This window comes from Cupriavidus sp. 05T41 (genome assembly GCF_056396525.1).
In genome coordinates, this window is record NZ_JBFTLQ010000027.1 from 63,047 (window position 1) to 87,875 (window position 24,829).

The 24,829-nt window shown below is 68.6% G+C and carries 22 protein-coding genes and 1 riboswitch; of the genes, 13 read left to right on the forward strand and 9 right to left on the reverse strand.

Translation table 11 applies throughout. The features are described from left to right. Positions 1-41: 41 nt before the first annotated feature. The 4 genes from AC1DKV_RS17720 (at position 42) to AC1DKV_RS17735 (ending at position 2,995) form a co-directional block, all read left to right on the forward strand. Complete coding sequence (locus tag AC1DKV_RS17720) at positions 42-1,187, forward strand: glycosyltransferase family 4 protein (RefSeq protein ID WP_441612345.1); 1,146 nt, start codon at positions 42-44, stop codon at positions 1,185-1,187. Further along, positions 1,087-1,587 carry a diacylglycerol kinase gene (locus AC1DKV_RS17725; RefSeq protein ID WP_441612346.1) on the forward strand — a complete coding sequence of 167 codons (501 nt, stop codon included), beginning with the start codon at positions 1,087-1,089 and terminating at the stop codon, positions 1,585-1,587. Before AC1DKV_RS17720 ends, AC1DKV_RS17725 begins: the two co-directional genes overlap by 101 nt. Positions 1,588-1,715: 128 nt before the next feature. Continuing rightward, positions 1,716-2,414, forward strand: coding sequence for a TetR/AcrR family transcriptional regulator (locus AC1DKV_RS17730; RefSeq protein ID WP_441612347.1), 699 nt, complete (start codon positions 1,716-1,718; stop codon positions 2,412-2,414). Continuing rightward, positions 2,411-2,995: an LOG family protein gene (locus AC1DKV_RS17735; RefSeq protein WP_441612348.1), complete on the forward strand. Its 585-nt coding sequence runs from the start codon at positions 2,411-2,413 to the stop codon at positions 2,993-2,995. The genes AC1DKV_RS17730 and AC1DKV_RS17735 overlap by 4 nt, the downstream gene beginning before the upstream one ends. A 19-nt stretch (positions 2,996-3,014) precedes the next feature. On the opposite strand, the gene AC1DKV_RS17740 is transcribed toward AC1DKV_RS17735, so the two are convergent. After that, complete coding sequence (locus AC1DKV_RS17740) at positions 3,015-4,007, reverse strand: Bug family tripartite tricarboxylate transporter substrate binding protein (RefSeq protein ID WP_441612349.1); 993 nt, start codon at positions 4,005-4,007, stop codon at positions 3,015-3,017. A 216-nt stretch (positions 4,008-4,223) separates the two neighbouring features. Beyond that, a complete protein-coding gene (locus AC1DKV_RS17745) occupies positions 4,224-5,132 on the reverse strand; it encodes a LysR family transcriptional regulator (RefSeq protein WP_441612350.1) in 909 nt (302 codons plus the stop codon). A 264-nt stretch (positions 5,133-5,396) separates the two neighbouring features. Between AC1DKV_RS17745 and AC1DKV_RS17750 the strand changes: the two genes are divergently transcribed. Continuing rightward, a complete protein-coding gene (locus AC1DKV_RS17750) occupies positions 5,397-6,527 on the forward strand; it encodes an amidohydrolase (RefSeq protein ID WP_441612722.1) in 1,131 nt (376 codons plus the stop codon). A gap of 25 nt (positions 6,528-6,552) precedes the next feature. Here the strand turns inward: AC1DKV_RS17750 and AC1DKV_RS17755 are convergent, their stop codons facing one another. The 6 genes from AC1DKV_RS17755 to AC1DKV_RS17780 all read right to left on the reverse strand — a co-directional run bounded on the left by AC1DKV_RS17755 (position 6,553) and on the right by AC1DKV_RS17780 (position 13,451). After that, a complete protein-coding gene (locus AC1DKV_RS17755) occupies positions 6,553-7,155 on the reverse strand; it encodes a DUF924 family protein (protein ID WP_441612351.1) in 603 nt (200 codons plus the stop codon). A gap of 34 nt (positions 7,156-7,189) precedes the next feature. Next, the gene (locus AC1DKV_RS17760; protein ID WP_441612352.1) at positions 7,190-7,630 is read right to left on the reverse strand and encodes a group II truncated hemoglobin; all 441 of its coding nucleotides are present in this window, start codon (positions 7,628-7,630) and stop codon (positions 7,190-7,192) included. Between the two features lie 64 nt (positions 7,631-7,694). Then, a complete protein-coding gene (locus tag AC1DKV_RS17765) occupies positions 7,695-10,304 on the reverse strand; it encodes an ABC transporter permease (protein ID WP_441612353.1) in 2,610 nt (869 codons plus the stop codon). Between the two features lie 111 nt (positions 10,305-10,415). Further along, positions 10,416-11,033: a DUF4126 domain-containing protein gene (locus tag AC1DKV_RS17770; protein ID WP_441612354.1), complete on the reverse strand. Its 618-nt coding sequence runs from the start codon at positions 11,031-11,033 to the stop codon at positions 10,416-10,418. 99 nt (positions 11,034-11,132) lie between these two features. Further along, positions 11,133-12,230 (reverse strand): substrate-binding domain-containing protein, encoded by a 1,098-nt coding sequence (locus AC1DKV_RS17775; protein ID WP_477137716.1) that lies wholly within the window; start codon positions 12,228-12,230, stop codon positions 11,133-11,135. Between the two features lie 264 nt (positions 12,231-12,494). Then, positions 12,495-13,451 carry a LysR substrate-binding domain-containing protein gene (locus tag AC1DKV_RS17780; protein WP_441612356.1) on the reverse strand — a complete coding sequence of 319 codons (957 nt, stop codon included), beginning with the start codon at positions 13,449-13,451 and terminating at the stop codon, positions 12,495-12,497. Between the two features lie 207 nt (positions 13,452-13,658). Here AC1DKV_RS17780 and xdhA point away from each other — a divergent pair, with 207 nt between their 5' ends. The 8 genes from xdhA (at position 13,659) to AC1DKV_RS17820 (ending at position 24,070) form a co-directional block, all read left to right on the forward strand. Beyond that, positions 13,659-15,167, forward strand: coding sequence for a xanthine dehydrogenase small subunit (gene xdhA, locus AC1DKV_RS17785; RefSeq protein ID WP_441612357.1), 1,509 nt, complete (start codon positions 13,659-13,661; stop codon positions 15,165-15,167). A 15-nt stretch (positions 15,168-15,182) separates the two neighbouring features. Next, a complete protein-coding gene (gene xdhB, locus AC1DKV_RS17790) occupies positions 15,183-17,567 on the forward strand; it encodes a xanthine dehydrogenase molybdopterin binding subunit (protein WP_441612358.1) in 2,385 nt (794 codons plus the stop codon). 11 nt (positions 17,568-17,578) lie between these two features. Continuing rightward, entirely contained in the window at positions 17,579-18,613 is a 1,035-nt protein-coding gene (gene xdhC, locus AC1DKV_RS17795) for a xanthine dehydrogenase accessory protein XdhC (RefSeq protein ID WP_441612359.1), read from the forward strand. Further along, positions 18,610-19,656, forward strand: a complete 1,047-nt coding sequence (locus AC1DKV_RS17800) for an adenosine deaminase (RefSeq protein WP_441612360.1) — start codon at positions 18,610-18,612, stop codon at positions 19,654-19,656. The genes xdhC and AC1DKV_RS17800 overlap by 4 nt, the downstream gene beginning before the upstream one ends. 70 nt (positions 19,657-19,726) lie before the next feature. Further along, positions 19,727-21,058, forward strand: coding sequence for a guanine deaminase (gene guaD / locus AC1DKV_RS17805; protein ID WP_441612361.1), 1,332 nt, complete (start codon positions 19,727-19,729; stop codon positions 21,056-21,058). A 168-nt stretch (positions 21,059-21,226) separates the two neighbouring features. Beyond that, a complete protein-coding gene (locus AC1DKV_RS17810; protein WP_441612362.1) occupies positions 21,227-22,327 on the forward strand; it encodes a fatty acid desaturase in 1,101 nt (366 codons plus the stop codon). A 63-nt stretch (positions 22,328-22,390) separates the two neighbouring features. Then, positions 22,391-23,137 (forward strand): SAM-dependent methyltransferase, encoded by a 747-nt coding sequence (locus AC1DKV_RS17815; RefSeq protein WP_441612363.1) that lies wholly within the window; start codon positions 22,391-22,393, stop codon positions 23,135-23,137. Between the two features lie 113 nt (positions 23,138-23,250). Next, a riboswitch (yybP-ykoY riboswitch) is annotated at positions 23,251-23,415 on the forward strand. A gap of 79 nt (positions 23,416-23,494) precedes the next feature. After that, positions 23,495-24,070: a TMEM165/GDT1 family protein gene (locus AC1DKV_RS17820; protein ID WP_441612365.1), complete on the forward strand. Its 576-nt coding sequence runs from the start codon at positions 23,495-23,497 to the stop codon at positions 24,068-24,070. A 67-nt stretch (positions 24,071-24,137) separates the two neighbouring features. Here AC1DKV_RS17820 and AC1DKV_RS17825 read toward each other — a convergent pair. After that, a partial coding sequence (locus AC1DKV_RS17825; RefSeq protein ID WP_477137717.1) for an NADPH-dependent F420 reductase occupies positions 24,138-24,829 on the reverse strand: 692 nt, incomplete at its 5' end.

Genomic DNA, 24,829 nt, shown 5'->3' on the forward strand with positions numbered 1-24,829 from the left:
CGAGGCCGGTCACCCACGCGGCCCGCCGCAAGGAGAGAGCCATGAAGATCCTGATCGTCACCGATGCCTGGGAGCCGCAAGTCAATGGCGTGGTGCGCACGCTCAAGTCGACCCGCCGCGAACTGGTGGCGATGGGCCACACGGTGGAGCTGATCACGCCGCAAGAATTCCGCACCATCCCGTGCCCGACCTATCCCGAGATCGCCCTGTCGCTGTTCGCCGGCGCCAAGGTGCGCGCGCGCATCCGCGCCTTCGCGCCGGACGCGCTGCACATCGCCACCGAAGGCCCGCTCGGCCTGGCCGCGCGCCGCTACGCGATGCGCGAGCAATTGCCGTTCACCACGGCCTACCACACGCGCTTCCCTGAGTATGTGCAGGCGCGCTTCGGCATTCCGCTGAGCTGGACCTATGCCTTCCTGCGCTGGTTCCACGGCCCGGCGCGCGCGGTGATGGCGCCCACGCCTGTGGTGCTGCAGGACCTGCACCGCTACGGCCTCACGCACGGCGTGCTGTGGACCCGCGGCGTGGACCTGGACGTGTTCACCACGCAGCACGCCAACGTGCTCAACACGGCCCACCCGATCTTCCTCTACGTGGGCCGCGTGGCGGTGGAGAAAAACGTCGAGGCCTTCCTCGCGCTGGACCTGCCGGGTTCCAAGTGGGTGGTCGGCGACGGCCCGGCGCTGGCCTCGCTGCGCGCGCGCTATCCGGGCGCCAGCTATCTGGGCGTGCTGAGCCAGCCGGAACTGGCCAAGGTGTATGCTTCGGCCGACGTCTTCGTGTTTCCCAGCCGCACCGACACCTTCGGCCTGGTCCTGCTCGAAGCGCTCGCCAGCGGCCTGCCCGTGGCGGCGTATCCGGTCACCGGCCCGATCGACGTGCTCGGCGAGAGCACTGCCGGCGTGATGCACGAAGACCTGCGTGAAGCGTGCCTGGAGGCACTGCGCATCGACCGTCTCACCGCCCGCGCCCACGCCGAGCGGTTCTCGTGGCGCGCCGCCTCCGAGCAGTTCCTGACACACCTGCAGCCGCTGCCGTGCGCACATGCAAGCGCCAGCGGCAGCGCTGCCCGTCACTCATCCGAACATGCCGACTCCGCATCCCCCGCCGCCCGCACCCAGCCGCCCGCCGGCGGCCCCGACCTCGGCACCGGCCAAGGCTTCGCCGAACAGCGACTACACGATTGAGCAGAACCCGCACAAGGGCAACCGCGGCCTGGCGCGGGCCTGGCATGCGGGCATCAACTCCCTGTCGGGCCTGCGCTACGCGGTGCTGGAAGAGAGCGCGTTCCGCCAGGAGCTGACCCTGGTGGCGATCCTCACGCCCTGCGCGCTGCTGCTGCCGGTCGGCATCGTCGAGCGCATCCTGCTGCTGGGCACCTTGCTGCTGGTGCTGATCGTCGAGCTGCTCAACTCCAGCGTCGAGGCCGCGGTGGACCGTATCTCGCTCGAGCGCCACGGCCTGTCCAAGCGCGCCAAGGACTTCGGCAGTGCCGCCGTGATGCTGGCGCTGGTGCTGTGCGGCGGCACCTGGCTCGCCATCGCCGGGCCGATCGTGGCCGGATGGCTGCGACAGCTGGCCGCCTGAGCGCAAGTCCGCGGCCGGCGGCGGCGGGCGTGCATCGCCCGCCCCGCGGGTATGCGTGCGGCGGTGCGTCAGGCGCGATTGCTTATAATCGCCATCAACTCACCGAATCGCCGCTCGCCCGGTCGCCCATGGAACCCAAACCGCAATCCGGTCCCCGCCGTACCCGGGACCGCATCCTCGACGTCTCGCTGCGCCTGTTCAATGAACTCGGCGAGCCCAACGTCACGACCACCACCATCGCGGAAGCCATGGAGATCAGCCCCGGCAATCTCTACTACCATTTCCGCAACAAGGACGACATCATCAACTCCATCTTCGTGCTGTTCGAGCAGGAGATGGAGCGTCGCCTGAAGCTGCCCGAAGATCACAAGGCCACGCTGGACGAGAGCTGGGGCTACCTGCAGTACATGTCGGAGTTCCTGTGGAACTACCGTTTCCTGTATCGCGACATCAACGACCTGCTGGCGCGCAACCGCATGCTTGAAACCAACTTCAAGCGCATCGTCGAGCAGAAGAAGCGCTTCGCGATGGAGATCTGCCGCCAGTTCCAGGAAGACGGCGAGATGGAAGCCACGCCCGAGCAGGTCGATGCCATCTGCACCAACATGGTCGTGGTGTCCACCTACTGGCTGTCCTTCCAGTTCGTGCAGCACCCGCGCCAGTACAACGATCCCGCGCAGATCCGCGGGTACCTGCACGGCGCGAGCTATCACATCTTCTCGATCCTGGCGCCCTACCTGCGCGGCAAGGCGCGCCAGGCGTTCGACAAGCAAGCCCGCGAATACGCCGCCGCCAGCGCGGCACAGAACCAAAAGGAAGACAAGTGAAGTCCGTCTGCATCTACTGTGGCTCCAGCCCCGGCAACCGTCCTGAATACGCCGACGCGGCGCGCGCCATGGGCAAGGCCCTGGCCGAACGCGGCCTGGCGCTGGTCTATGGCGGCGGCAAGGTCGGACTGATGGGCACCGTGGCCGATGCCGTGCTGGCGCACGGCGGCACCGCCATCGGCATCATCCCCGACGCGCTGATGCAAAAGGAAGTCGGGCATCGCGGCCTGACCGAGCTGCACGTGGTGCGCAATATGCACGAGCGCAAGCAGATGATGGCCGACCGCGCCGACGCATTCATCGCCATGCCCGGCGGCGTGGGCACCTTCGAAGAACTGTTCGAGACCTTCACCTGGCTGCAGCTGGGCTACCACGCCAAGCCGGTCGGACTGCTCAACGTGAACGGCTTCTACGACAGCATGCTGGGTTTCCTGCAGCACGCCGTGGACGAAGGCTTTCTCAAGCAGGTGCACAACGACCTGCTGCTGACGGACGCCACGCCTGCCGGCATCCTGGACAAGCTCGCCAATGCCCCGCGCGTGACCGTGGACAAGTGGCAGGAAAAGCGCGGGCAGACCTGAGCCCCGCCCGCGCGGCGCCTTACATCGGCTTGAGGCCCAGCGCATCCACCATGCCGCGATAGCGGCTGACCTGCGCGGCCTGCCACGCGTCGGCTTCCTGCTCGCTCACCGCATGCAGCACCGTGCGCCCCTCGGACTCCAGCCGGGCGCGCAGCTCCGGCTGGGCCAGCGCCTTGCCGATGGCCACGCGCAGCTTGCGCACCACGTCGTCCGGCGTGCCCTTGCGCACGTAGTAGCCACCGCCGATCACGTACTCGAAATCCGGCAACAGCTTGCTTTCGCGCAAGGTCGGGATGTGCTTGAGCTGCGCGGGCAGTGTGCGCGAGAAACTGCTCACCACCTTCAGCCTGCCTTGCCTGGCCATGCTGTCCATGCTGACCTGGTAGGCCAGGACGGCAAAGTCGATCTGGCCGCCGGCCAGGTCCTGGATGGCAGGCGCGGCGCCCTTGTACGGCACGTGCAGGAACTTGGCGCCGGTGCGCTGGCCCAGGTACTCTGTCAGCACGTGGTAGAGCGAGCCCATGCCCACGGTGCCGTAGGTCAGCGGCTTGGCGCCGGGGCGCCGGGCCAGTTCGATGAACTCATCGAGCGTGTGGACCGGCAGGTCACCACGCACCAGCAGCACGATGGTGGCTTCGGTGATCGGCTGTACCAGCCGGAAATCCTCCGGCTTGTATCTGGCCGAGGCATTCAGCAGGGGCGTCAGGATGACTTCGCTGGGCGAGCCGTGGAGCATGGCATAGCCATCCGGCGGGCCGTTCAGCACGCGCTTGGCGCCAAGCACGCCGGTGCCGCCCGCCACGTTCTCCACCAGCACCTGCTGGCCCAGCGCGCGACCGATGGGCTCGCTGAAAATGCGCGCCGACACATCGCTGGCGCCGCCGGCGGGATAGGGCACCACCAGCGATACCGGTTTCAGCGTGGGAAAGGCCGGCCCGTCGGCCAGCGCCGGCATGGCCACGCAGGCCAGGCCAAGCGCCACCAGTCGCGGCAGGGCCGACAGCCATCGCATTGCGCCGTGCAGTCGCCCCGACCGGTGTTTGTGTATCGCGCCGTTCATCTTTTCTCCGTGGTGATCGCCATGTCCAGGTATGTGGCGCCAGTCTAGCAACGGGATTTCAGCGGCAGCAATGACACGGAGAGGGCCAAATCGTTGCATCGAGTGCAACGATCGAGGGACGTGCCGGCAGGTGGCGGCAGGTGGCGCAAGCGGGCGATCCAGCGGGCGTCAGATTTCCGGAAAGGACTTCACCATATGGCGCAGCATATTGCTGGCCGCCGGCGAAAGGTGCCGCCCCGCCCGCGTGATGATGTGGTTGCGGCTGTTGTTGAGGATCGGATTGGCCAGCGGCAGCGACACCAGTTGCTTGAGCTGCGCGCCTTTGTGCGGCACCGAGCGCGGGACCATGACGAAGCCCAGCCCGAGCGCGGCGAACTCCCACAGCACCTTGAACGAATTGGTGACCAGCATCGGCTTGAGGCTGACATGCTCGTCGAGTTCCGCCGCCTGGATATGCTTGCGCACGCCAAAGGACTCCACCAGCGTGGCGCCGGCATGCGGCGCCAGGTCGGCCAGCTTGAGGGCCCTGCGCATGCGTGCCAGCGGATGATCGCGGCGCACGTGCACGCGGATCGGCGCCAGGCGCGAGCAGTGCGAGCGCAAGCGCACATCGGTAGGCGGCTCGAAGGCCAGGCCGATATGGGCGAGGTCTTCCACGATGTGCCGAATGGTTTCATCGGTGCCGGCCACCTGTATGCCGTAGGTCACCTGCGGATGCTTGCGCATGAAGCCTTGCAGCACCGGTTCCAGCAGCAGATCGACGAAGCCCTCGCCGAACACCAGGTCCACGTGGCCGCCGCGCGCGTTCTTCAGGTTGTTGACCTCCGCCAGGAAGGTGTCCTGCAGGTCCTGCTGGCGCCGCGCGAACAGGGCCAGCATGCGCCCGGCATCGGTCGCGGCCACCCCCCTTCCGCGCCGCTCCAGCAAGGCCAGGCCTGTGTCCTGCTCCAGCCTGGCCACGGCACGGCTCACCACCGACGGGTCCAGCCCCAGCACTTCGGCCGCGCCGCGCACGCTGCCGGTCTCGATGATCTGCAGCAGGCACAGCGCGCGCCTGCGGTCCAGTACGTCTTCCATGGCTTGTTCCCGGCACTGCGCTGACCTCAGCGCGCCGTCTCCGTTCCCGGTTCTTCTGCGAGGACGATGCACCGTTGCACCGTGAACAACGATTTTCCACTTTACTTGTCATGGTTACAACCGTCGGGAGTGCCGAAAATCGCCGTTTCACCTCACCCTGCCAGGAGCAGCCGCGCGATGAGCACGCCCCCGACGACACCTATTGAATCGCACCAGCCCCTCCAGCCGCGCACCGGTGCGCTGCCGCTGCCACTGCTGGAGCGCATGCGCGCATGGCGGCACGAGATCCACGCCCATCCCGAAACCGCCTTCACCGAGCACCGCACCGCGCGGCTGGTGGCGCGGGCGCTGGCCGGGATGGGCCTGGAAGTCCATGAGGGGCTGGGCGGCACCGGTGTGGTCGGCACACTGCGGCGCGGCGCCGGCCCGGCGATCGGACTGCGCGCGGACCTGGACGCCCTCGACATGCACGAACTCGGCGACGCGCCGCACCGCTCGGCCATCGACGGCAAGATGCATGGATGCGGACACGACGGGCATACGGCCATGTTGCTGGGCGCGGCGCAATTCCTGTCGCAGGACACCAGCATCAGCGGCACGGTGCATTTCATCTTCCAGCCCGCCGAGGAGAACGAGGGCGGCGGCCGCGTCATGGTGGAGCAAGGCCTGTTCGAGCGCTTTCCCTGCGCGGGCGTCTACGCGCTGCACAACTCGCCCAACCTGCCGCTGGGCACGTTCTCCACGCGCGTCGGCACCATGACATCCAACTCCGATACGTTCGAGATCGTCATCGCCGGCAAGGGCTCGCATGCCGCGCAGCCCGAGGCCGGCATCGATCCGGTCGTGGTCTCCTCGCAGCTGGTGGCGGCGCTGCAGGCCATCGTCAGCCGCAATGTCAGCGCCGTCGACTCGCTGATCATCAGCGTGACGCAGATCCACGGCGGCGATACCTGGAACGTGATCCCCGAGCGCGTGGTCCTGCGCGGCACCTGCCGCTCGTTCAGGCCCGCCACGCGCGCCCGGGCGGAAGCGCGCATGCGCGCCGTGTGCGAGGGGCTGGCGGCTGCCTCGGGCGCGCAGATCGAGCTGAACTATTTCGCGGGCTATCCCGCCTGCGTGAACACGGCGCGGGAAACCTGCCTGGCCGCCGCCGCGGCGCGCCGGGTGGTGGGCGACGAGCGCGTCGACACGGACTGCCTGCCGCGCACGGGGTCGGAGGACTTCGCCTACATGCTGGAGCAATGCCCGGGCGCGTACGTATTCCTCGGTGCGGCGCGCAGCGGGAACAACCCGCCGCTGCACAATCCGTACTACGACTTCAACGATGCGATCCTGCCGCTGGGCGCGACCTACTGGATCGAGCTGGTGCGGCTGGTGCTGAAGCCGGCAGCTTGATGGCGCCGCGCTCCGCCGCCAGCGCTCAGAACGAGGAACCCGGCTCCCGCAGGAAGGCCGCTTCCTCCGGCGTGTTCTCCCGCCCCAGCACCGCGTTGCGGTGCGGGAAGCGGCCGAAGCGCCCGATCACAGCCTGGTGCTTGAGCGCCCACGCCACCGTGTCGACCTTGCCCTCGCTGTCGTCGCGCAAGGCGCGCATCAGCCTCACCGATTCGGCCTGGTCCGCGCGCGATTCCGCATGCTCGAAGGGCATGTAGCAGAACAGGCGGTGATGCGGCGTGGGCAGCAGGCGGTCGGCGCCGCTCGCCACCACCTGCCGCGCCGCCTGCAGCGCCTGCGCGTCGGTGGCAAAGCTGCGCGGATCGTGGCGAAAGACATTGCGCGGCACCTGGTCCAGCACCACGATGCGCGCACAGGCACCCAGCGGCGTCAGGGCCCAGTCGTCGTGCGCGCCGGCGCGCACCGCTTCCCACAGCGGCAGCAAGGCGGCGCGCACGCTGGCGTCGAAGCTTGCGGACTTGGTGAACCAGGCCTTGCGGGTGGTGTTCCATTGCGCCGAGCCCGGCGCGCCGAACCAGAAATCGAGTACGCGTTGCGCTTCGGCCGGCAAGGCCTGGAGCAGGGTCATGGTGGTGGATATCGGTAGGTCCGGCAGGAACGCATCAGCGCGGCACGTTGCGCATCCAGTCCGCGGTGTCGAAAAAGGCTTTCATCAATCGCAACTGCAGGTCTTCGGACAGGCCCACGTCCTGCATCGCCAGCGCCATGCAGCGCATCCACTGGTCACGCTCGCTGGTGCCGATCTCGAACGGCAGGTGGCGCGCGCGCAGGCGCGGGTGGCCGAAGCGCTCGATGAAATGGTTGGGCCCGCCAAGCCAGCCGCACAGGAACCAGAACAGCTTGTCGCGCGAGCCGTCGAGCGAGCCGGGATGCAGGGCGCGCAGCCCCTTGAACTGCGCCTCCAGGTCCATCAGGTCATAGAAGCGGTCCACCAGTTCGCGCACGCGCGCCTCGCCGCCGACCAGTTCGTACGCGGTGGTGTCGGCGGCGTCGGTATTGGTGGCTTCGGTATTGGTGGCTTCGGGCTTCGAATCGGTACTCATAAAAACACTCGTCAGTTTCTTCAGGTGCGCGGGGTGCGCCGCAGAACATGCGCACACGCGGCGTTCAGGTCTCGCGCAGCGTGGCCAGCGCGGGCTGTCTCAGCACCTCGCGCAAACCCAGCCAGCCTCCCGCGAAAGCGCACAGCATGCCAGAAAGCACGCCGGCCGGCACGATCCAGCCGTTGAAGCGGTAGGGGAAATCGAACACGAACTGCGACAAGCCCCAGCCCACCGCGATCGCGCCCAGGCTGGCCAGCAGCCCCGCCAGGCCGCCTACCACGAGGAACTCGGCATATTGCGTCTGCCGCACCACGGCGGCGGACGCGCCCAGCGCCTTGAGCAGGCCGGCGTCGCGCTTGCGTTCGTCGCGCGCGCCGGAAAGCGCCGCGTAGAGCACCGTCACGCCGGCCGCCAGCGTGAACACGAACAGGAACTCGACTGCGGCGATCACCTGGTCGAGCACTTCCTGGACCTGGCGCAGGATCAGGTCGGTGTTGACCACCGTGATATTGGGGAAGGATGCCACCAGCCGGTTGCCGAGCGCCGACTGGCTGGCCGGCAGGTGGAAGGCGGTGATGTAGGTCTGCGGCAGGCCTTGCATGGCGGCGGGCGGCAGGATCACGAAGAAATTCACGCGCATCGAGCCCCAGTCGAGCTTGCGCAGCGAAGTGACCGGCGCCTCCACCGCCTGCCCCGCCACATCGAAGCGCAGGGTGTCGCCCAGCCGGATGCCGAGGGTCTTGGCGATGCCTTCCTCCACCGAGGCGCCGGCCTCGCGGCCGCCGGCCAGCCAGTTGCCGGCCACCACGCGGTTGCCGGCCGGCAGGCTGTCCGTGTATGACAGGTTGAACTCGCGCTCGACCAGGTTGCGGGCGCGCCCGTCAGGGTAGCGCTCGGCGCGCACCGGATGGCCGCCGATATGCGTCAGCCGCCCGCGTACCATCGGGTACAGCAAATCGGCGATGCCTGCATGCGACAGCATGCCGGCCAGCGGCGCCCGCTGGTCCGGCTGGATATTGATGATGAAGCGGTTGGGCGCGTCCGCCGGCGTTGCGTTGCGCCACGAGGCGATCAGGTCGTTGCGGGTCATGCCCAGCAGCAGCAGCGCCATCAGGCCCACCGCCAATGCCACCGTCTGCAGCACCGTCACGGCGCGGCGCCGTTCCAGCACCGCCAGCGCGAAGCGCCAGCCCACGCTGCCGCGCGCCAGGGTGCGCCCGCGCATCAGACGCGCCAGCAGGCTCAGCAGCCCCAGCGCCAGCAGCGCGAACACCACGCCGGCGCCGACGAAGCCGCCGGCCGTGGTCAGGCCGAGCTTGAGGTCGCGCGCGGCCACCAGCAGCAGCGCCACGAAGGCGCCGAGGCCGAGCCCGTAGGCAATCCAGGTGGACACCGGCGGCGCGCCGAGGTCGCGCCGCAGCACGCGCAGCGGCGATACGCGCGTGAGCGCGAGCAGCGGCGGCAGGGCAAATCCCGCCAGCAGCACCATGCCGGCCAGCAGGCCGACCAGCGCAGGCACGAAGGAAGGCTGCGGCAGCGTCACGGTAAGCAGCTTGCCCAGCGAAAGCAGCAGGCCATAGTGCGCCAGGTAGCCCAGCACCACGCCGCTCACCGCCCCGCCCACGCCCAGCAGCAGGAACTCCAGCGCGAAGGCCAGCAGGATGTCACGGCGCGACAGGCCCATGCACTTGTACACCGCGCAGGCATCGGTATGGCGCTGCATGTAGCGGCGCGCCGACATGGCGATCGCCACCGCGGCGATCATCGCCGACAGCACCGCCACCAGCGACAAGAAACGCTCGGCGCGATCCAGCGTGGCGCGCATCTGCGGCTGGCCCGATTCGAGCGACTCCACGCGCGTGTTGCGCAGGCCGCGCTTGCCGATCTCGGCCTCGGCCCACTGCTGGTAGGCCTGCGCGGCAGCGTCGGGACCGGCCACCAGCAAGCGGTAGGTCACGCGGCTACCCCACCCCACCAGCCCGGTCGCGTCCAGGTCCGACAGCGGCAGCATCACGCGCGGCGCGAAGTTCATGAAGCCCGCGCCACGGTCCAGTTCCTGCGTGATGATGCGTTCGATGCGAAAGCCGCGGCTGCCGAGCTGGATGGTGTCGCCAAGCGACACGCCGAGCGAATCGAGCAAGGCTTCGTCCACCCACACCGTGCCCGGCGCGGGAATGCCCGTGGCCGCGGCCTCCTCGCCACCGCGCGCGGCGGCCACCTTGACCTGGCCGCGCAGCGGATAACCGGGACCGACGGCCTTGAGCGCGGCCAGTTGCGACGGAGCCTCTGCCGGCGCGGCGGCACCGGCGGCCGGCGCCCCTGCCTTGCGCGCGGTCGCCATGCTGGGAAAGGTGACAGTGCGCGCGACGGCCAGCCCGGCTTGCGCGGCGCGGCCGGCGAAAGTCGCATCGAAGGGCTGGTCGCTCACGATCAGCACGTCAGATGCAATCATCTGGCGCGCGTCGCGCTCCAGTCCAAGCCGCATGCGGTCGGCCAGGAAGCCCACGCTGCTCAGTGCCGCCACCGCAAGCACCAGGGCGAACAGCAGCAGGTACAACTCGCCCGCGCGCCAGTCGCGGCGCGCCATGCGCAGTGCCTGGCGCCAGGCGGAGAAGCGCGGCGAGGGCAAGATAGCGCCGGAAATCGCGGCAGCCGAATCCATTTCTGAAGGCATCAGTCAGTTGTCCGTGCACATACGTTGAGGCGGCCTGCGCGGCAGGCCGCCGGGTATTCATCCCTGCGTCGATGCGGTGAGCCTGGCGGGGCACCGGGCCGCATGGGCGCGCTAGCGCCTGGGCTCGCGCCGCGCCGCCACCGCGGGCGCCGCGCGCTTGGCAAGCGCCTCGCGCAGGCGGCGCAGGCCACGCCACAGCTTGGGCAGCAGCCATATCGCCACCAGCAACAGCAGCGCCAGCACCACCAGGAAGACCACCGGCAAGAAGAACGCCAGCAACAGCCCGCCGCCGGCGGCGACATCTTCGCTCAGCGAGGCCGCCCAGTTCGAAAACGGCTCCGGCGATACATTGATGAGCGCGCGCGTGCCGGCCTTGGCCGCATGCGCCGTGCCAGCCAGCGTGCCGCCGACCAGGCCCGCGGCCACCATCCACTGCGGATCGAGCTGGCCGAAGGCGGCAGCGGCCAGGATCGCGCCGGCGGGAATGCGGATGAAGGTCTGGATGCTATCCCAGAACGAGTCGAAGCCCGGCACCTTGTCGGCTACGAACTCGGCCAGCGCCAGCACCGCGGCGAGCGCGATGACCCACCATGACTCCAGCGCCTGCAGCCCCGCGGGGAGGTGCAGCCAGCCCGCGCGTCCCAGCGCGCCGGCCGTGAACACGGCCAGGTAAAGGCGGAATCCGCTGGTCCAGGACAAGCCCGCTGCCAGCGCGGCCGTTTCTAGCATGACACTCCTTGCACGGCGGGAGCGGCCGGCAGGCGCGCCAGCCGCTGCAAGCAGTGTAATACGGCACCGGGCAAACAGCCCGGAGGAAGCATCAGGGCCTTAGCCGCCTTCCTTGCCGTCGGGCCGGTACCAGGGCAAGGCCTCCTGCGGGGTCAGGATCCGCTGGGGCTCGGCCATGATGTAGCCGGGCAGCGCCTCGATGCGCCTGGCAAAGGCCGGTTCGGCCATGCGCGCGAGCAGTCCGTGCGCCCAGGGCGCGAGCTGGTCGTTCTTGCGCAGCGCCAGGAAATACGCTTCGCGCGTCAGCGGCACGAAGGCCAGCCCGAGCGCCTCGGCATTCATGCGCAGCCCGAAACCCACGTCGGCACGCCCCTCATGCACGGCTTGCGCCACTTTCTCGTTGCTGAACTCGGGGGTTTCGTAGCCGACGATCTGGTCCGGGAACAGGCCGTGCGTGGCCAGCAGCTGGTCGAACAGCATGCGCGTGCCGGAGCTGCGCTGGCGGTTGACGAAGCGCGCCCCGCTGCGGGCCAGGTCGCGCAGATCGCGGATGTCGCGCGCCAGTTGCGGCGCGACGATCAGGCCCTGCTCGCGCCAGGCCAGCCGGATCAGGCGCACCGCGGCCGGGCGCAGCCATTTGCGCAGCGTGACGTGGGCCACCGAGCCGGCGGTCTGGATCGGCGAGACATAGAAGCCGGCCAGTTCGGACTGCCGCTCCTGCAGGCAGATCAGTCCTTCCACGCTGCCGCAGAACACCGTGTCGAGCTGCAGTCCGCCGACTTCTTCATGCAACGCCGAGGCCAGCACTTCCATGCCCGGATCATGGCTGCCGGAAAAGCGGATGCGTGTCTGCGGCTGGGCCGTATCGTCGAGATCGGCCAGGAAATCCGCCATGGCCTTCTGCACCACCGGGTCGATGGCGGCCCGCAGGCGCCCTTCGGCGCGCAGCAGCCGTTCGCCGAACAAGGTCAGCGAGGCGCCGCGGCCGCGCTCCATGTCGAGCATGGCGCGCCCGAGCATATCCTCCCAGGAGCGCATCACGCCCCAGGCGTGGCGATAGGACAGCCCGATCTCGCGGGCCGCGCGGTGCAGGGAACCGGTTTCGCGCACCGCCTTGAGAAGCTGGAACACCTTGGCATTGGCACGGGGATTGTCGTCCGCACCCACGACAGGGAACAGGTCAAAGCGAAATGTCATATGAAACGCTTCTCACAATTACGAGTTGGATGCGGCTCAAGGACAATCCGAATCCTGGAAAATCATCGCTTCCGCCACATTCTCACCGATCTCGCGACCTTGTGGCAATTGTGTTTCTACGAACATAAAGACAAGAAGCCGCCGTGCCGGCGTTCACTCTTCCAGCCATCCCGATCACTTGCCGGGCCGCGCGCCGATCACCGTCGGCATCGCTGCCATGGTGGCGCTGGCGGGCACCTCCGCCGCCCTGGCCGGCGAGCGGCTTCAGACCTGCGCTTCGTCCAGCCGCGGGAGCTGCGGCAGCTGCGGCAATTCCCCGGCCACCTCGGCGATCATCCGCCGCAGCCACACCACGTCTGGCGCCGCATGGCAGCGCTCGTGCCAGAGCTGGTAGAAGCGCATGCGCGGAAACGGCACCGGCGACGGCACCATGCGCAGCGGCAGGTATTGCGCGTAGTGCGCGGCAAACTGCCGGCCGGTGGTGAACACCATGTCGGTCTTCATCAGCACGTAGGGGACCAGCCCGAAGTACGGCAGCGTGACCTGGATATTGCGCTTGTAGCCTTGCTCGGCCAGCGCCTGGTCGATCATGCTGCGCTGCATCGACGCATACGGCGCCGGCGCCAGGTGCGGCATTTCCAGATAGTGCTTGAGCGTGAGGCCCTTGCGCGCCAGCGGGTGCTGGGCGCCCAGCATGCACACTACCTCGTCGTCGAACAGCGGCGAGATATGCAGGTGTTCCGGCGGCGACAGCCAGTTTCCCACCACGATATCGAGTTGCCCCTGCTCCAGGCTGTCGAGGAAATCGCTGGACGAGGTCATCGGATGCACGAACAGCTTGGCGCCGGGCGCCAGCCGGCGCACGCGCTCGACGATATTGGGCAGGAAGAAGGCGTCCAGGTAGTCCGGCGCGCCCAGGTGGAAGGTGCGCGTGGTGGTGGCCGGGTCGAAATGCTGCGGGGGCCGGGCAATGCGGTCCATCGCCGCCAGGCTCTGCTCTGCCAGCAGCAGCAGCTCCCGCCCGCGTTCGGTCGGCACCATGCCGCTCTTGCCGCGCACCAGGATTGCGTCGCCGGTGATCTCGCGCAGGCGCTTGAGCGTATTGCTGATCGCCGGCTGGGACTGGCCCAGCTTGACCGCCGTGCGGGTCACGCTCTGCTCGGTCAGCAGCGTGTGCAGCACTCGCAGCAAATAGGTGTCGAGATGGTCGCGTCCGTGCATGGCGAGGGGGCGCCAGGCGCGCTTTGCGGCCAGTGGCGTGGGGGATGGGAACGGCGCATAGTGTAAGTCAGGCACCCCGCCATCGGTCAAATGCGGCCGGCGCCGGCGCAACGCTCTCCCCCCTTGATGGGGCATATCACCTGGGCTGAATATTGCATGAACGCCCTGAGTGCTATGTTTGTCCCCATCACAAAGAGAGAAGACACCATGGAGACGCAAACCATCCGCTTTTACCACCGCGGCCAGGTCCAGGAGGTCAGCGGCGCGCCCGTGACCCGCACCGTGCTGCAGTACCTGCGCGAGGACGCGCGTTGCACCGGCACCAAGGAAGGCTGCGCCGAAGGCGACTGCGGCGCCTGTACCGTGGTCCTGGGCGAGCTGCGCGAGGATGGCGAGGTCGAATTCAAGGCCGTCAACTCCTGCATCCAGTTCCTGCCCACGCTGGACGGCCGCGCGCTGATCACGGTGGAAGACCTGCGCCAGGCCGACGGCGCGCTGCACCCGGTGCAGCAGGCGCTGGTGGAATGCCATGGCTCCCAGTGCGGCTTCTGCACCCCAGGCTTCGTGATGTCGCTGTGGGCACTCTACCAGCAGAATGCCGACGACGCCGGCACCGGCCGCGCGCCGGAGCGCGAGACGATCTGCGACGCCCTGACCGGCAACCTGTGCCGCTGCACCGGCTACCGCCCCATCATCGAGGCCGGCCAGCGCATGATGGCGCTGCCCGCGCCCCAGGCCAGCAAGCTCGATCCGCGCAAGATCACCGAGACGCTGCGTTCGCTGCGCCGCGATGACACCTTCCACTACAGCGCCGGCGGCCAGCATTTCTACGCGCCGCGCACGGCTTCGGCCTTCGCCGCCATCAAGGCGGCCGAGCCCGGCACCCGCATCCTGGCCGGCAGCACCGATGTCGGGCTGTGGGTTACCAAGCAGTTCCGCGAGCTGGGCAACCTGCTGTATGTGGGCCAGGTGGCCGACCTGCAGGACATCCGCGAAGCCGGCGGCGCCGTGGAGATCGGCGCGGGCGTGTCGCTGGAACGCGCCTACGCCGCGCTCGACACGGCCCACCCCGAGCTGCGCGAGATGTGGAAGCGCTTCGCCTCGCTGCCGATCCGCAACGCCGGCACGCTCGGCGGCAATATCGCCAATGGCTCGCCGATCGGCGACTCCATGCCCGCGCTGATCGCGCTCGGCACCGAAGTGGTGCTGCAGCGCGGCGAGGTGCGCCGCACGCTGGCGCTGGAAGACCTCTACCTCGCTTACCAGAAGACCGCCATGGCCGAGGGCGAATTCGTCGCGGGCCTGCGCGTGCCGCTGGCGGCCCCGCAGCATTTCCGCACGTACAAGCTATCCAAGCGCTTCGACGAGGACATTTCCGCGGTGTGCGCCGCCTTCGCGGTCACGCTGGCGGACGGCGTCGTCACGGATGCGCGCGTGGCCTTCGGCGGCATGGCCGCCACGCCCAAGCGCGGTGCCCGCACCGAGGCCGCGCTGCTCGGCCAGCCGTGGACCGAACCCACCGTGCGCGCCGCCATGGCCGAACTGGCGCAGGACTACACCCCGCTGAGCGATATGCGCGCCACCGCTGCCTACCGCAGCCGCGGCGCCGCCAACCTGCTGTACCGCTTCTGGCTGGAAACACGCGCCGACGCGTTGCCGGCGTCCGCCGTCAATGTCCGCGCGCCCGGCGCCGGCCAGGCCCTGGCCATCGCTTAAGGAGAGATCGGCACCATGAACAAGCAAACCGAACCCTTCCTGCTCGATCCCGCACTCGATCCCGACAGCGAGGCCCGCACCGCCATCGCCACGCCGCAGGTCGGCATCTCGCGCCCGCACGAATCGGCGCACCTGCACGTGGCGGGCACCGCCACCTACACCGACGACATCCCCGAGCTGGCGGGCACCCTGCACGCCGCGCTCGGCATGAGCGCGCGCGCCCATGCCCGCATCAGGTCGATCTCGCTCGACAAGGTGCGTGCCGCGCCGGGCGTGGTGGCCGTGCTGACCGCCGACGACATCCCCGCGTCCAACGATTGCGGCCCGATCATCCACGACGATCCGATCCTCGCCACCGGCCTGGTGCAGTTCATTGGCCAGCCCGTGTTCGTGGTGGTGGCCACCTCGCACGACGCCGCGCGCCGCGCCGCCCGCCTGGGCGTGATCGAATACGAGGACCTCGCCCCGGTGCTGTCGCCCGAAGCCGCGCACCAGGCCGGCAGCTATGTGCTGCCGCCGATGCACCTGACGCGCGGCGAGCCGGCCAGCCAGATCGCCGCCGCCGCGCACCGCGAGCGCGGCCATATCCGCCTGGGCGGCCAGGAGCAGTTCTACCTGGAAGGCCAGATCGCCTACGCCGCGCCCAAGGAAAACGACGGCATGCACGTCTGGTGTTCCACCCAGCACCCCACCGAGATGCAGCACGCGGTGGCGCATATGCTGGGCTGGCACGCGCACCAGGTGCTGGTGGAATGCCGCCGCATGGGCGGCGGCTTCGGCGGCAAGGAATCGCAGTCGGCCATGTTCGCCTGCTGTGCCGCGCTGGCTGCGTGGAAGCTGCTGTGCCCGGTCAAGCTGCGCCCGGACCGCGACGACGACATGATGATCACCGGCAAGCGCCACGACTTCTTGTTCGACTTCGAAGTCGGCCACGATGACGCAGGCCGCCTCGACGGCGTGGCCGTGGAAATGGTGTCGCGCGCCGGTTTCTCGGCCGACCTGTCCGGCCCGGTGATGACCCGCGCCATCTGCCACTTCGACAACGCCTACTGGCTGCCCAACGTGCAGATCGACGGCTACTGCGGCAAGACCAACACGCAGAGCAATACCGCTTTCCGCGGCTTCGGCGGCCCGCAGGGCGCGTTCGCCATCGAGTACATCCTCGACAACGTAGCCCGCACCGTCGGCCGCGATTCGCTCGACGTGCGCCGCGCCAACCTGTACGGCAAGACCGAGCGCAACGTGACGCCCTACGGCCAGACCGTGGAAGACAACGTCATCCATGAACTGCTCGACGAACTCGAGGCGACCAGCGCCTACCGCGAGCGCCGCGCCGCCACGCGCGCGTTCAACGCCGCCAGCCCGGTGCTCAAGAAAGGCATCGCCATCACCCCGGTGAAATTCGGCATCTCGTTCAACGTGGCGCACTTCAACCAGGCCGGCGCGCTGGTGCACGTGTACAACGACGGCTCGGTGCTGGTGAACCACGGCGGCACCGAGATGGGCCAGGGCCTCAACACCAAGGTGGCGATGGTGGTCGCGCACGAGCTGGGCATCCGTCTGGAGCGCGTGCGCGTGACCGCCACCGACACCAGCAAGGTGGCCAACACGTCGGCTACCGCCGCCTCCACCGGCTCGGACCTCAACGGCAAGGCCGCGCAGGACGCCGCGCGCCAGATCCGCGAGCGCCTGGCTGCCTTTGCCGCGCGCCAGGCCGGCGTGGATGCGGACAGCGTGAGCTTCGGCGACGACCTGGTGGTGGCCGGCGAGCTGCGCCTGGACTTCAGCGACCTGGCCCGCCAGGCGTACGTGGCGCGCGTGCAGTTGTGGTCGGACGGCTTCTACACCACGCCCAAGCTGTACTGGGACCAGTCCAAGCTCCACGGCCGCCCGTTCTATTACTTCGCCTACGGCGCGGCCTGCTCCGAGGTGCTGGTGGACACGCTGACCGGCGAATGGAAACTGCTGCAGGCCGACGTGCTGCACGACGCGGGCCGCTCGCTCAACCCGGCCATCGACATCGGCCAGGTGGAGGGTGCCTTCATCCAGGGCATGGGCTGGCTGACCACCGAGGAGCTGTGGTGGAACAAGGACGGCAAGCTGATGACGCATGCCCCCTCCACCTACAAGATCCCCACCGTCAACGACTGCCCGGAGAGCTTCACCGTGCGGCTGTTCGACAACCGCAACGTGGAAGACAGCATCCACCGCTCCAAGGCGGTCGGCGAGCCACCGCTGCTGCTGCCCTTCTCGGTGTTCTTCGCCATCCGCGATGCGGTGGCAAGCGTGGGCGAGTACCAGGTCAACCCGCCGCTGGTGGCGCCGGCCACCAGCGAAGCGATCCTCGATGCCGTGGACGCGGTGCGGGCAACGCAGGCGTGCGCGCCGGCAGCACAGTAGGAAGGCACATCATGCAGGACGCCCCGCTCAAACCCTTCCGTTTCGCCGACGCCATCCGCTGCGTGCGCGCCGGCGTGCCGGTGGCGATGGTCACCATCGCCGAGGTCAAAGGCTCCGCCCCGCGCGAGGCCGGCATCCGCATGCTGGTGACCGCCGACGACCTGGTGGGCACCATCGGCGGCGGCCATCTCGAATGGCGCGGCATGGAGATCGCACGCGACATGCTGGCCGGCGGCGCGCCGGCGCGCCAGCTGGTGCGCATTCCGCTGGGGCCGGCGCTGGGGCAATGCTGCGGCGGCGTGGTGCAACTCGCCTTCGAGGTGCTGGGCGAAGCCGACCTGCCGTGGCTGGACGCGGTGCAGGAAGCCTTCGCCGGCGGCCGCTCGCTGGCGCGCACGGTACCGGCCGCGGGTCCGGTGCGGCACGCGCCGGCGGCGGCGCTGCTGCCCTCGGTCACGCTGAACAAGGACGGCAGCCTGACCGACACCATGGTGCCCGACGAACTGCAGATCGTGCTGTTCGGCGCCGGCCATGTCGGCCATGCACTGGTCACGCTGCTGGCCAGCCTGCCGTGCCGCGTGCACTGGGTGGACGAACGCGACACCCTGTTCCCGCCCGGCCTGCCCGCCAATGTGATCGCGGAAGCCACCGATACGCCGGAAGCGGTGGTCGACACCGCACCCCCCGGCGCCTATTTCCTGGTCATGACGCACAGCCACGCGCTGGACCAGGCGCTGTGCGAGCGCATCCTGCGGCGCGACGACTTTGCTTACTTCGGCCTGATCGGCTCCAAGACCAAGCGCGCGCGCTTCGAACACCGCATGGCCGAGCACGGCATCGACCCGGCGCGCTTCCCGGAAATGACATGCCCGATGGGCGTCTCCGGCATCACGGACAAGGCTCCGGCTATGATTGCGGTTGCCATCGTCGCCCAGCTGCTGCAGGTCCGCGACCAGCGCCTCGCCCATCTGGGCGCGCTGAGCGCGGCACGCAGCGGCGAAGCGGCGGGGACGACGCAAACCAGAACCGCAAAAGGAACCCCATGACGCTCGATGCCGCGCTCGCCGACCGTATTCGCCTCAGCCCCAAGGCGGAACTGCATGTCCATATCGAAGGCACCCTCGAGCCCGAACTGATCTTCCGGCTGGCCCAGCACAACAAGGTGACGCTGCCCTACGCCAGCGTGGAAGCGCTGCGCGAGGCCTATGCCTTCACCGACCTGCAATCCTTCCTGGACATCTATTACGCCGGCGCCAGCGTGCTGCTGACCGAAGACGATTTCTTCGACATGACGATCGCCTACGTGCAGCGCGCGGTGGCCGACAACGTGCGCCATGCCGAGATCTTCTTCGACCCGCAGACCCACACCGAGCGCGGCGTGCCGATCGGCGTGGTGATCGACGGCATCTCCGACGCGCTGGCCCAGGCCCGCACCCAGTTCGACTTCTCCAGCAGCCTGATCCTCTGCTTCCTGCGCCACCTGTCGGAGGAAGACGCCTTCGCCACGCTGGAAGCCGCGCTGCCCTACCGCGACCGCTTCGTCGGCGTGGGCCTCGACTCCTCGGAGCAGGGCAATCCGCCGGAGAAGTTCGCGCGCGTCTTTGCCCGCGCCCGCGAGCTGGGCCTGCACCTGGTGGCGCACGCCGGCGAGGAAGGCCCGGCGCAGTACGTGACCGACGCGCTCGATATCCTCAAGGTCGAGCGCATCGACCACGGCGTGCGCGCCATCGACGACGCGGCGCTGGTCGAGCGCCTGGCGCGCGAGCGCGTGGCGCTGACCGTGTGCCCGCTGTCCAACCAGAAGCTCAAGGTCTACCCCGACCTGCGCGACCACTCGCTCAAGCGCCTGCTCGATGCCGGCGTGATGGTGACGCTGCACTCGGACGATCCCGCCTATTTCGGCGGCTACATGAACGCCAACTGGGAAGCCACCTTCGAGGCCATGCCGCTCACCGCGGCCGACGGCCATGTGCTGGCCCGCAACAGTTTCGAGGCGTCCTTCCTGCCCGCCACGCAGAAGGCCGCCTTCCTCGCCGAAGTCGACCACTTCTGGCGATCCCCCCTGCCCGCCGCGGCCGCCCCGGCCTGAAGCGCGGCTTACACCAAGATGCCGGCGCGCCGACCCTGGTCCGCGCGCCGGCGCACCACGAGACATCGACATGACGACCACTCCCCCCACCCAAGCCATCACCCGCGCCATCCGTGGCCGCGTGCTGCACTTCCTGCGCGATCCCCAGTTCCATGAAGACGCGTATCAGTATTGGGAAGACGGGGTGCTGATCGTCACCGCGGGACATATCGTTGCCGCCGGCGCCTACGCCGAACTGGCCGCGCAGATCCCGGCCGGCGCCCAGATCGTCGACCGCCGCGGCAAGCTGATCGTGCCGGGCTTCATCGACACGCACGTGCACTTCCCGCAGACCGACATCATCGCCTCGCCCTCGCCCGGCCTGCTGCACTGGCTGGAGACCTACACCTTCCCGGAAGAGCGCCGCTTCGCGGAGCCCGAATACGCCGCCGCGGTGGCCAGCTTCTTCACCGACGAACTGCTGCGCAACGGCACCACCAGCGCGGTGGCCTGGAGCACCGTGCATGCCGCCTCGGCCGACGCGCTGTTCGCCGAAGCCGACCGCCGCAACCTGCGCATGGTCACCGGCAAGGTCATGATGGACCGCAACTGCCCCGAGTTCCTGCGTGACACCGCCGAATCCGGCGCGCGCGACTCGGCCGACCTGCTGTCGCGCTGGCACGGCAAGAACCGCCTGTCCTACGCCATCACGCCGCGCTTCGCGCCGACCTCCACCGAAGCCCAGCTGGCCGCCTGCGGCGAGCTCGCCCGCGCCTACCCGGACGCCTTCATCCAGACCCACGTGGCGGAGAACCGCGACGAGGTGAAATGGGTGGCCGAGCTGTTCCCGCAGGCGCGCAGCTACCTGGACGTCTACGACCGCTACGGCCTGCTGCGCCCCGGCGCCCTCTATGGCCACGCCATCTACCTGGACCAGGACGACCGCCGCCGCCTGTCCGACAGCGGCGCCGCCGTGGCGCACTGCCCTACCTCCAACCTGTTCCTGGGCAGCGGCTTCTACGACTTCCACCAGTCCGACGCCAACCGCCTCAAGGTGACCCTGGCCACCGACGTCGGCGGTGGCACCTCGTTCTCGATGCTGCGCACCATGAACGCCGCGCACAAGGTCGCGCGCATGGGCGGCTATCACCTGACCGCGCTGCGCATGTTCTACCTGGCCACCCGCGCCGCCGCCGACGCGCTCGGCTGGAGCGAGCGCGTGGGCAGCTTCGCGCCCGGCTGCGAAGCCGACTTCATCGTGCTCGACCCGCAGGCCACGCCCCTCATCGCGCGCCGCAGCGAACGCTCGGAGACGCTGGAAGAACAACTCTTCGCCTTCGCCATGCTCGGCGACGACCGCGTCATCGGCGAGGTCTATGTGATGGGCGAGGAAGCCGGCGCCACGGCGCGCGCGGCGCACTGAAACGGCGCACCGAAGCGGCGCTTCCGCCTCCCGGGCGGGAGCCGCCGTGCTCTTTTTGACGCCAGTCAACACCCTCGTCATACATCCCTTCTAAGCTGTCGCAATCTTGGCCTTATGTGGCCGCTTATCGCCCAGTTCCATTCCAAGCGTTCGACAACTGAAGGTGCCATGACCGTCTCACAGCAAATTCCCTTTCCCGAACCGGTTTCCCCCGACGCTGCGCTGCCCCCCCGCAAGGTCATCCGCAGCTGGATGATCCCGATCACGGCGCGCAGCACGCCGCGCGCGCTGGTGCTGTTCGCGCTCGACACCGTGCTGTTCGCCGCGGCGCTGGCCGGCGTGGTGCTGTTTTCCCACTGGCTGGCCAAGACGGCCGCCGGCGTGGTGACGGGCCTCATCATCGCCCGCCTGTTCATCATCGGCCACGACGCCTGCCACCAGAGCCTGACGCCGCGGCGCGGCCTCAACAAGTGGCTCGGGCGGCTGACCTTCCTGCCTTCGCTGACGCCCTACAGCCTGTGGGAAGTCGGCCACAACGTGGTGCACCACGGCTATTCCAACCTCAAGGGCTTCGACTTCGTGTGGGCGCCGTACTCGCTCGAGGAGTTCCGGGCGCTGCCGCGCTGGCGCCGCGCGATGGAACGCATCTACCGCACCGGCTTCGGCGCCGGGCTGTACTACCTGGTGGAGATCTGGTGGTGCAAGATGTTCTTCCCGAGCCGCCGCCAGATGCCGACGCGGCGCGCCATCTTCCTGTGGGACTGCACCCTGGTCGCCGTGTTCGGCGCAGCCTGGATCGGCGCGCTGGCGTGGCTGGCGCAGGCCACCGGCCAGTCGGCCGCGCTGCTGGTCGGACTGGGTTTCGTGCTGCCCTTCCTGGTATGGAACCTCACGGTGGGCTTCGTGCTTTATGTGCACCACACGCATACCAGCGTGGCCTGGTATGACACCAAGGCCATGTGGGCGCGCGCCCAGCCGTTCGTCTCCACCACCGTGCACCTGCGCTTCCGCTACGGCATCGGCGCGGCGCTGCATCACATCATGGAACACACCGCGCACCACGTGGACATGAGCGTGCCGCTGTACCGCCTCAAGCGCGCCCAGGCCCTGCTGGAGCAGACGCTGCCGGGCCGCATCATCATCCAGAACTTCAGCTGGCGCTGGTACTTCGGCACCGCGCGCCGCTGCAAGCTGTACGACTTCAAGGCGCTGTGCTGGACCGATTTCCGCGGCCGCCAGACCAGCGACAACGCGCCGGTGCCGCTGTAACCAGAGCCATCACGCGATGTATTGGTGTACCGATTCCATTCACGCCCGCAAGGAGTCTCTGCAGTGGACATTCCACGGATCTTCAGCATCACCGAAAGTGCTCACCGCATCCATAACCCGTTCACACCCGAAAAGCTCGCCACGCTCGGCGCGGCGTTGCGCCTGGAACCGGGGACCCGTGTGCTCGACCTCGGCAGCGGTTCGGGCGAGATGCTGTGCACCTGGGCACGCGATTACGGAATCATCGGCACCGGTATCGACCTGAGCCAGTTGTTCACCGGGCAAGCGAAACTGCGCGCTGAAGAACTCGGCGTCGCCAATCAGGTCGCGTTCATCCACGGCGACGCTGCCGGCTACGTCGCCGACGAAAAGGTCGGCGTGGCAGCCTGTCTCGGTGCCACCTGGATCGGTGGGGGAGTCGTCGGCACCATCGGACTTCTGGCGGAGAGCCTGCGCACCGGAGGGACCATCCTCATCGGCGAGCCGTACTGGCTGCGGTTGCCGCCGACGGAGGACGTTGCCAAGGGATGCCTTGCCGGTTCGATCGCCGACTTTCTGATGCTTCCAGAACTTCTCGCGTCTTTCGGCGACCTCGACTACGACGTCGTGGAAATGGTTTTGGCGGACCAAGACAGCTGGGACAGATACGAGGCGGCCAAGTGGCTCACCATGCGCCGGTGGCTCGAAGCGAATCCCGACGACGGCTTCGCGAAAGAGGTTCGGGCCGAACTGACCTCGGCACCCGAACGCTACGCCGCGTACACGCGTGAATACCTGGGCTGGGGCGTGTTCGCGCTGATGGCGCGGTGATGTGAGGCACTATCGGGAGCGGATTCTCTTTGGCTCGCTACGGAGTACATGGCGCGATTGCCCTGCGCTGTGAGCGGAGGCACTGGACGAGCACGGCCCGCCTTGGCATAATGCGGGCTTCCATTGGGGAGTAGCCGCCCCGTTTTCACCACCCGCGCAACGCGGGAAGCGGAAAAACGGGGGCGTACGTCAACAGACTTGACCGCTTGCGGTTATGGCGTGCGCAGCATCCGGAACGGGCCAGGCGCCTGTTTCCAGGGCCTGGCGAGACCGATGACATCACCTTTCTGGCCGGGCCGGGAAAGGTGTGTGTCATTGGCATCTCGCGATGCAGCGGCCCGGTTATCACCTATAAAAATGGAAGCCTTCCTCGTCTCCACAGGCATCGTCGCCCTCGCTGAAATGGGCGACAAGACCCAATTGCTGTCCCTCGTGCTCGCGGCCCGGTACCGCAAGCCCCTGCCGATCATCCTTGGCATCTTCATCGCGACCATCGTCAACCACGGTTTTGCCGGCGCGCTCGGCGGCTGGATCACGCACATGCTCGGCGCCGAGGTCCTGCGCTGGATCCTTGGCGTGGGCTTTATCGCCATGGCCGGCTGGATGCTGATCCCCGACAAGCTCGACGACGCCGAGCAGGCCAAGCCGGTCAAGGGTGCGCTCGGCATCCTCGGCACCACCATCGTGGCCTTCTTCTTCGCGGAGATGGGCGACAAGACGCAGATCGCCACCGTGGCGCTGGCGGCCCGCTTCAGCGGCGAGGTCATCGGCGTGGTGGCAGGCACCACCTTCGGCATGATGCTGGCCAACGCGCCTGCCGTGCTGCTCGGCGACCGTTTCGCCAACAAGATGCCGATCGCGCTGGTGCACAAGATCGCCGCGGCAATCTTCCTGGCGCTGGGCGTGCTGGCGCTGCTGGGCGTGGGCGGCTAAGCGCGGCCACCGCGGCGCCGGTGCGGCGCGCTCAATTCGGCGCACACTGCGGCGCTCAATTCGGCGCTCACTTCGCCGCCGCGCCCGCCGCCGTCGGCCGGCCGCTTTCCTGTGCCATGCGTGCCCGCATCGCCTCTGCGGAGCCGATCTGGTGGAACAGCGGGCCGCCCGGCGCAAAGCTGTCGGCCGTGGCCAGCGGGCCCACCACCACCGGCTCGAAGCCGGCGTCGCGCACCAGTTGCTCGCCAACGCGCAAGGCCGCGGGATCGTCCGCGGCGATCGGCACGGCCAGCAGCCCTTCGGCACGGTGGTTGTCCTTCGCGAAATTGGCGGCACCCATGAAATTGAAGGCGCGCACCACGCGCGCGCCCCGCAGGTACTTCGCCGTGGTGATGCCGATGCCGTTGCCGAGCGCCTCGTCGGCAATGGCGCCGTCGCGCTGGCGAATGGCGTTGGTCGCATCCACCACCACCTTGCCGTTGAACGCGCCGGCGTTCTGCTCGGCAATCTCGGGCAGCGCCTTGTAAGGCACGGCAAGGAAGATCACGTCGGCATAGGCCAGCGCCTCGGCCACGGTGCCGGCGCGCGCCAGCGGACCGAGCTTGTCGACCAGCGGCTTGAGCTCCTCCGGATGCCGCGAGGAAAACAACACCGGATGCCCCGCCTTCACCCATAGCCCGCCAAGCGTGCTGCCGATGCGGCCGGAACCGATCACGCCGATGCGCACCGGCCCCGCGTCGCGGCTGCCCTGCGCCAGCG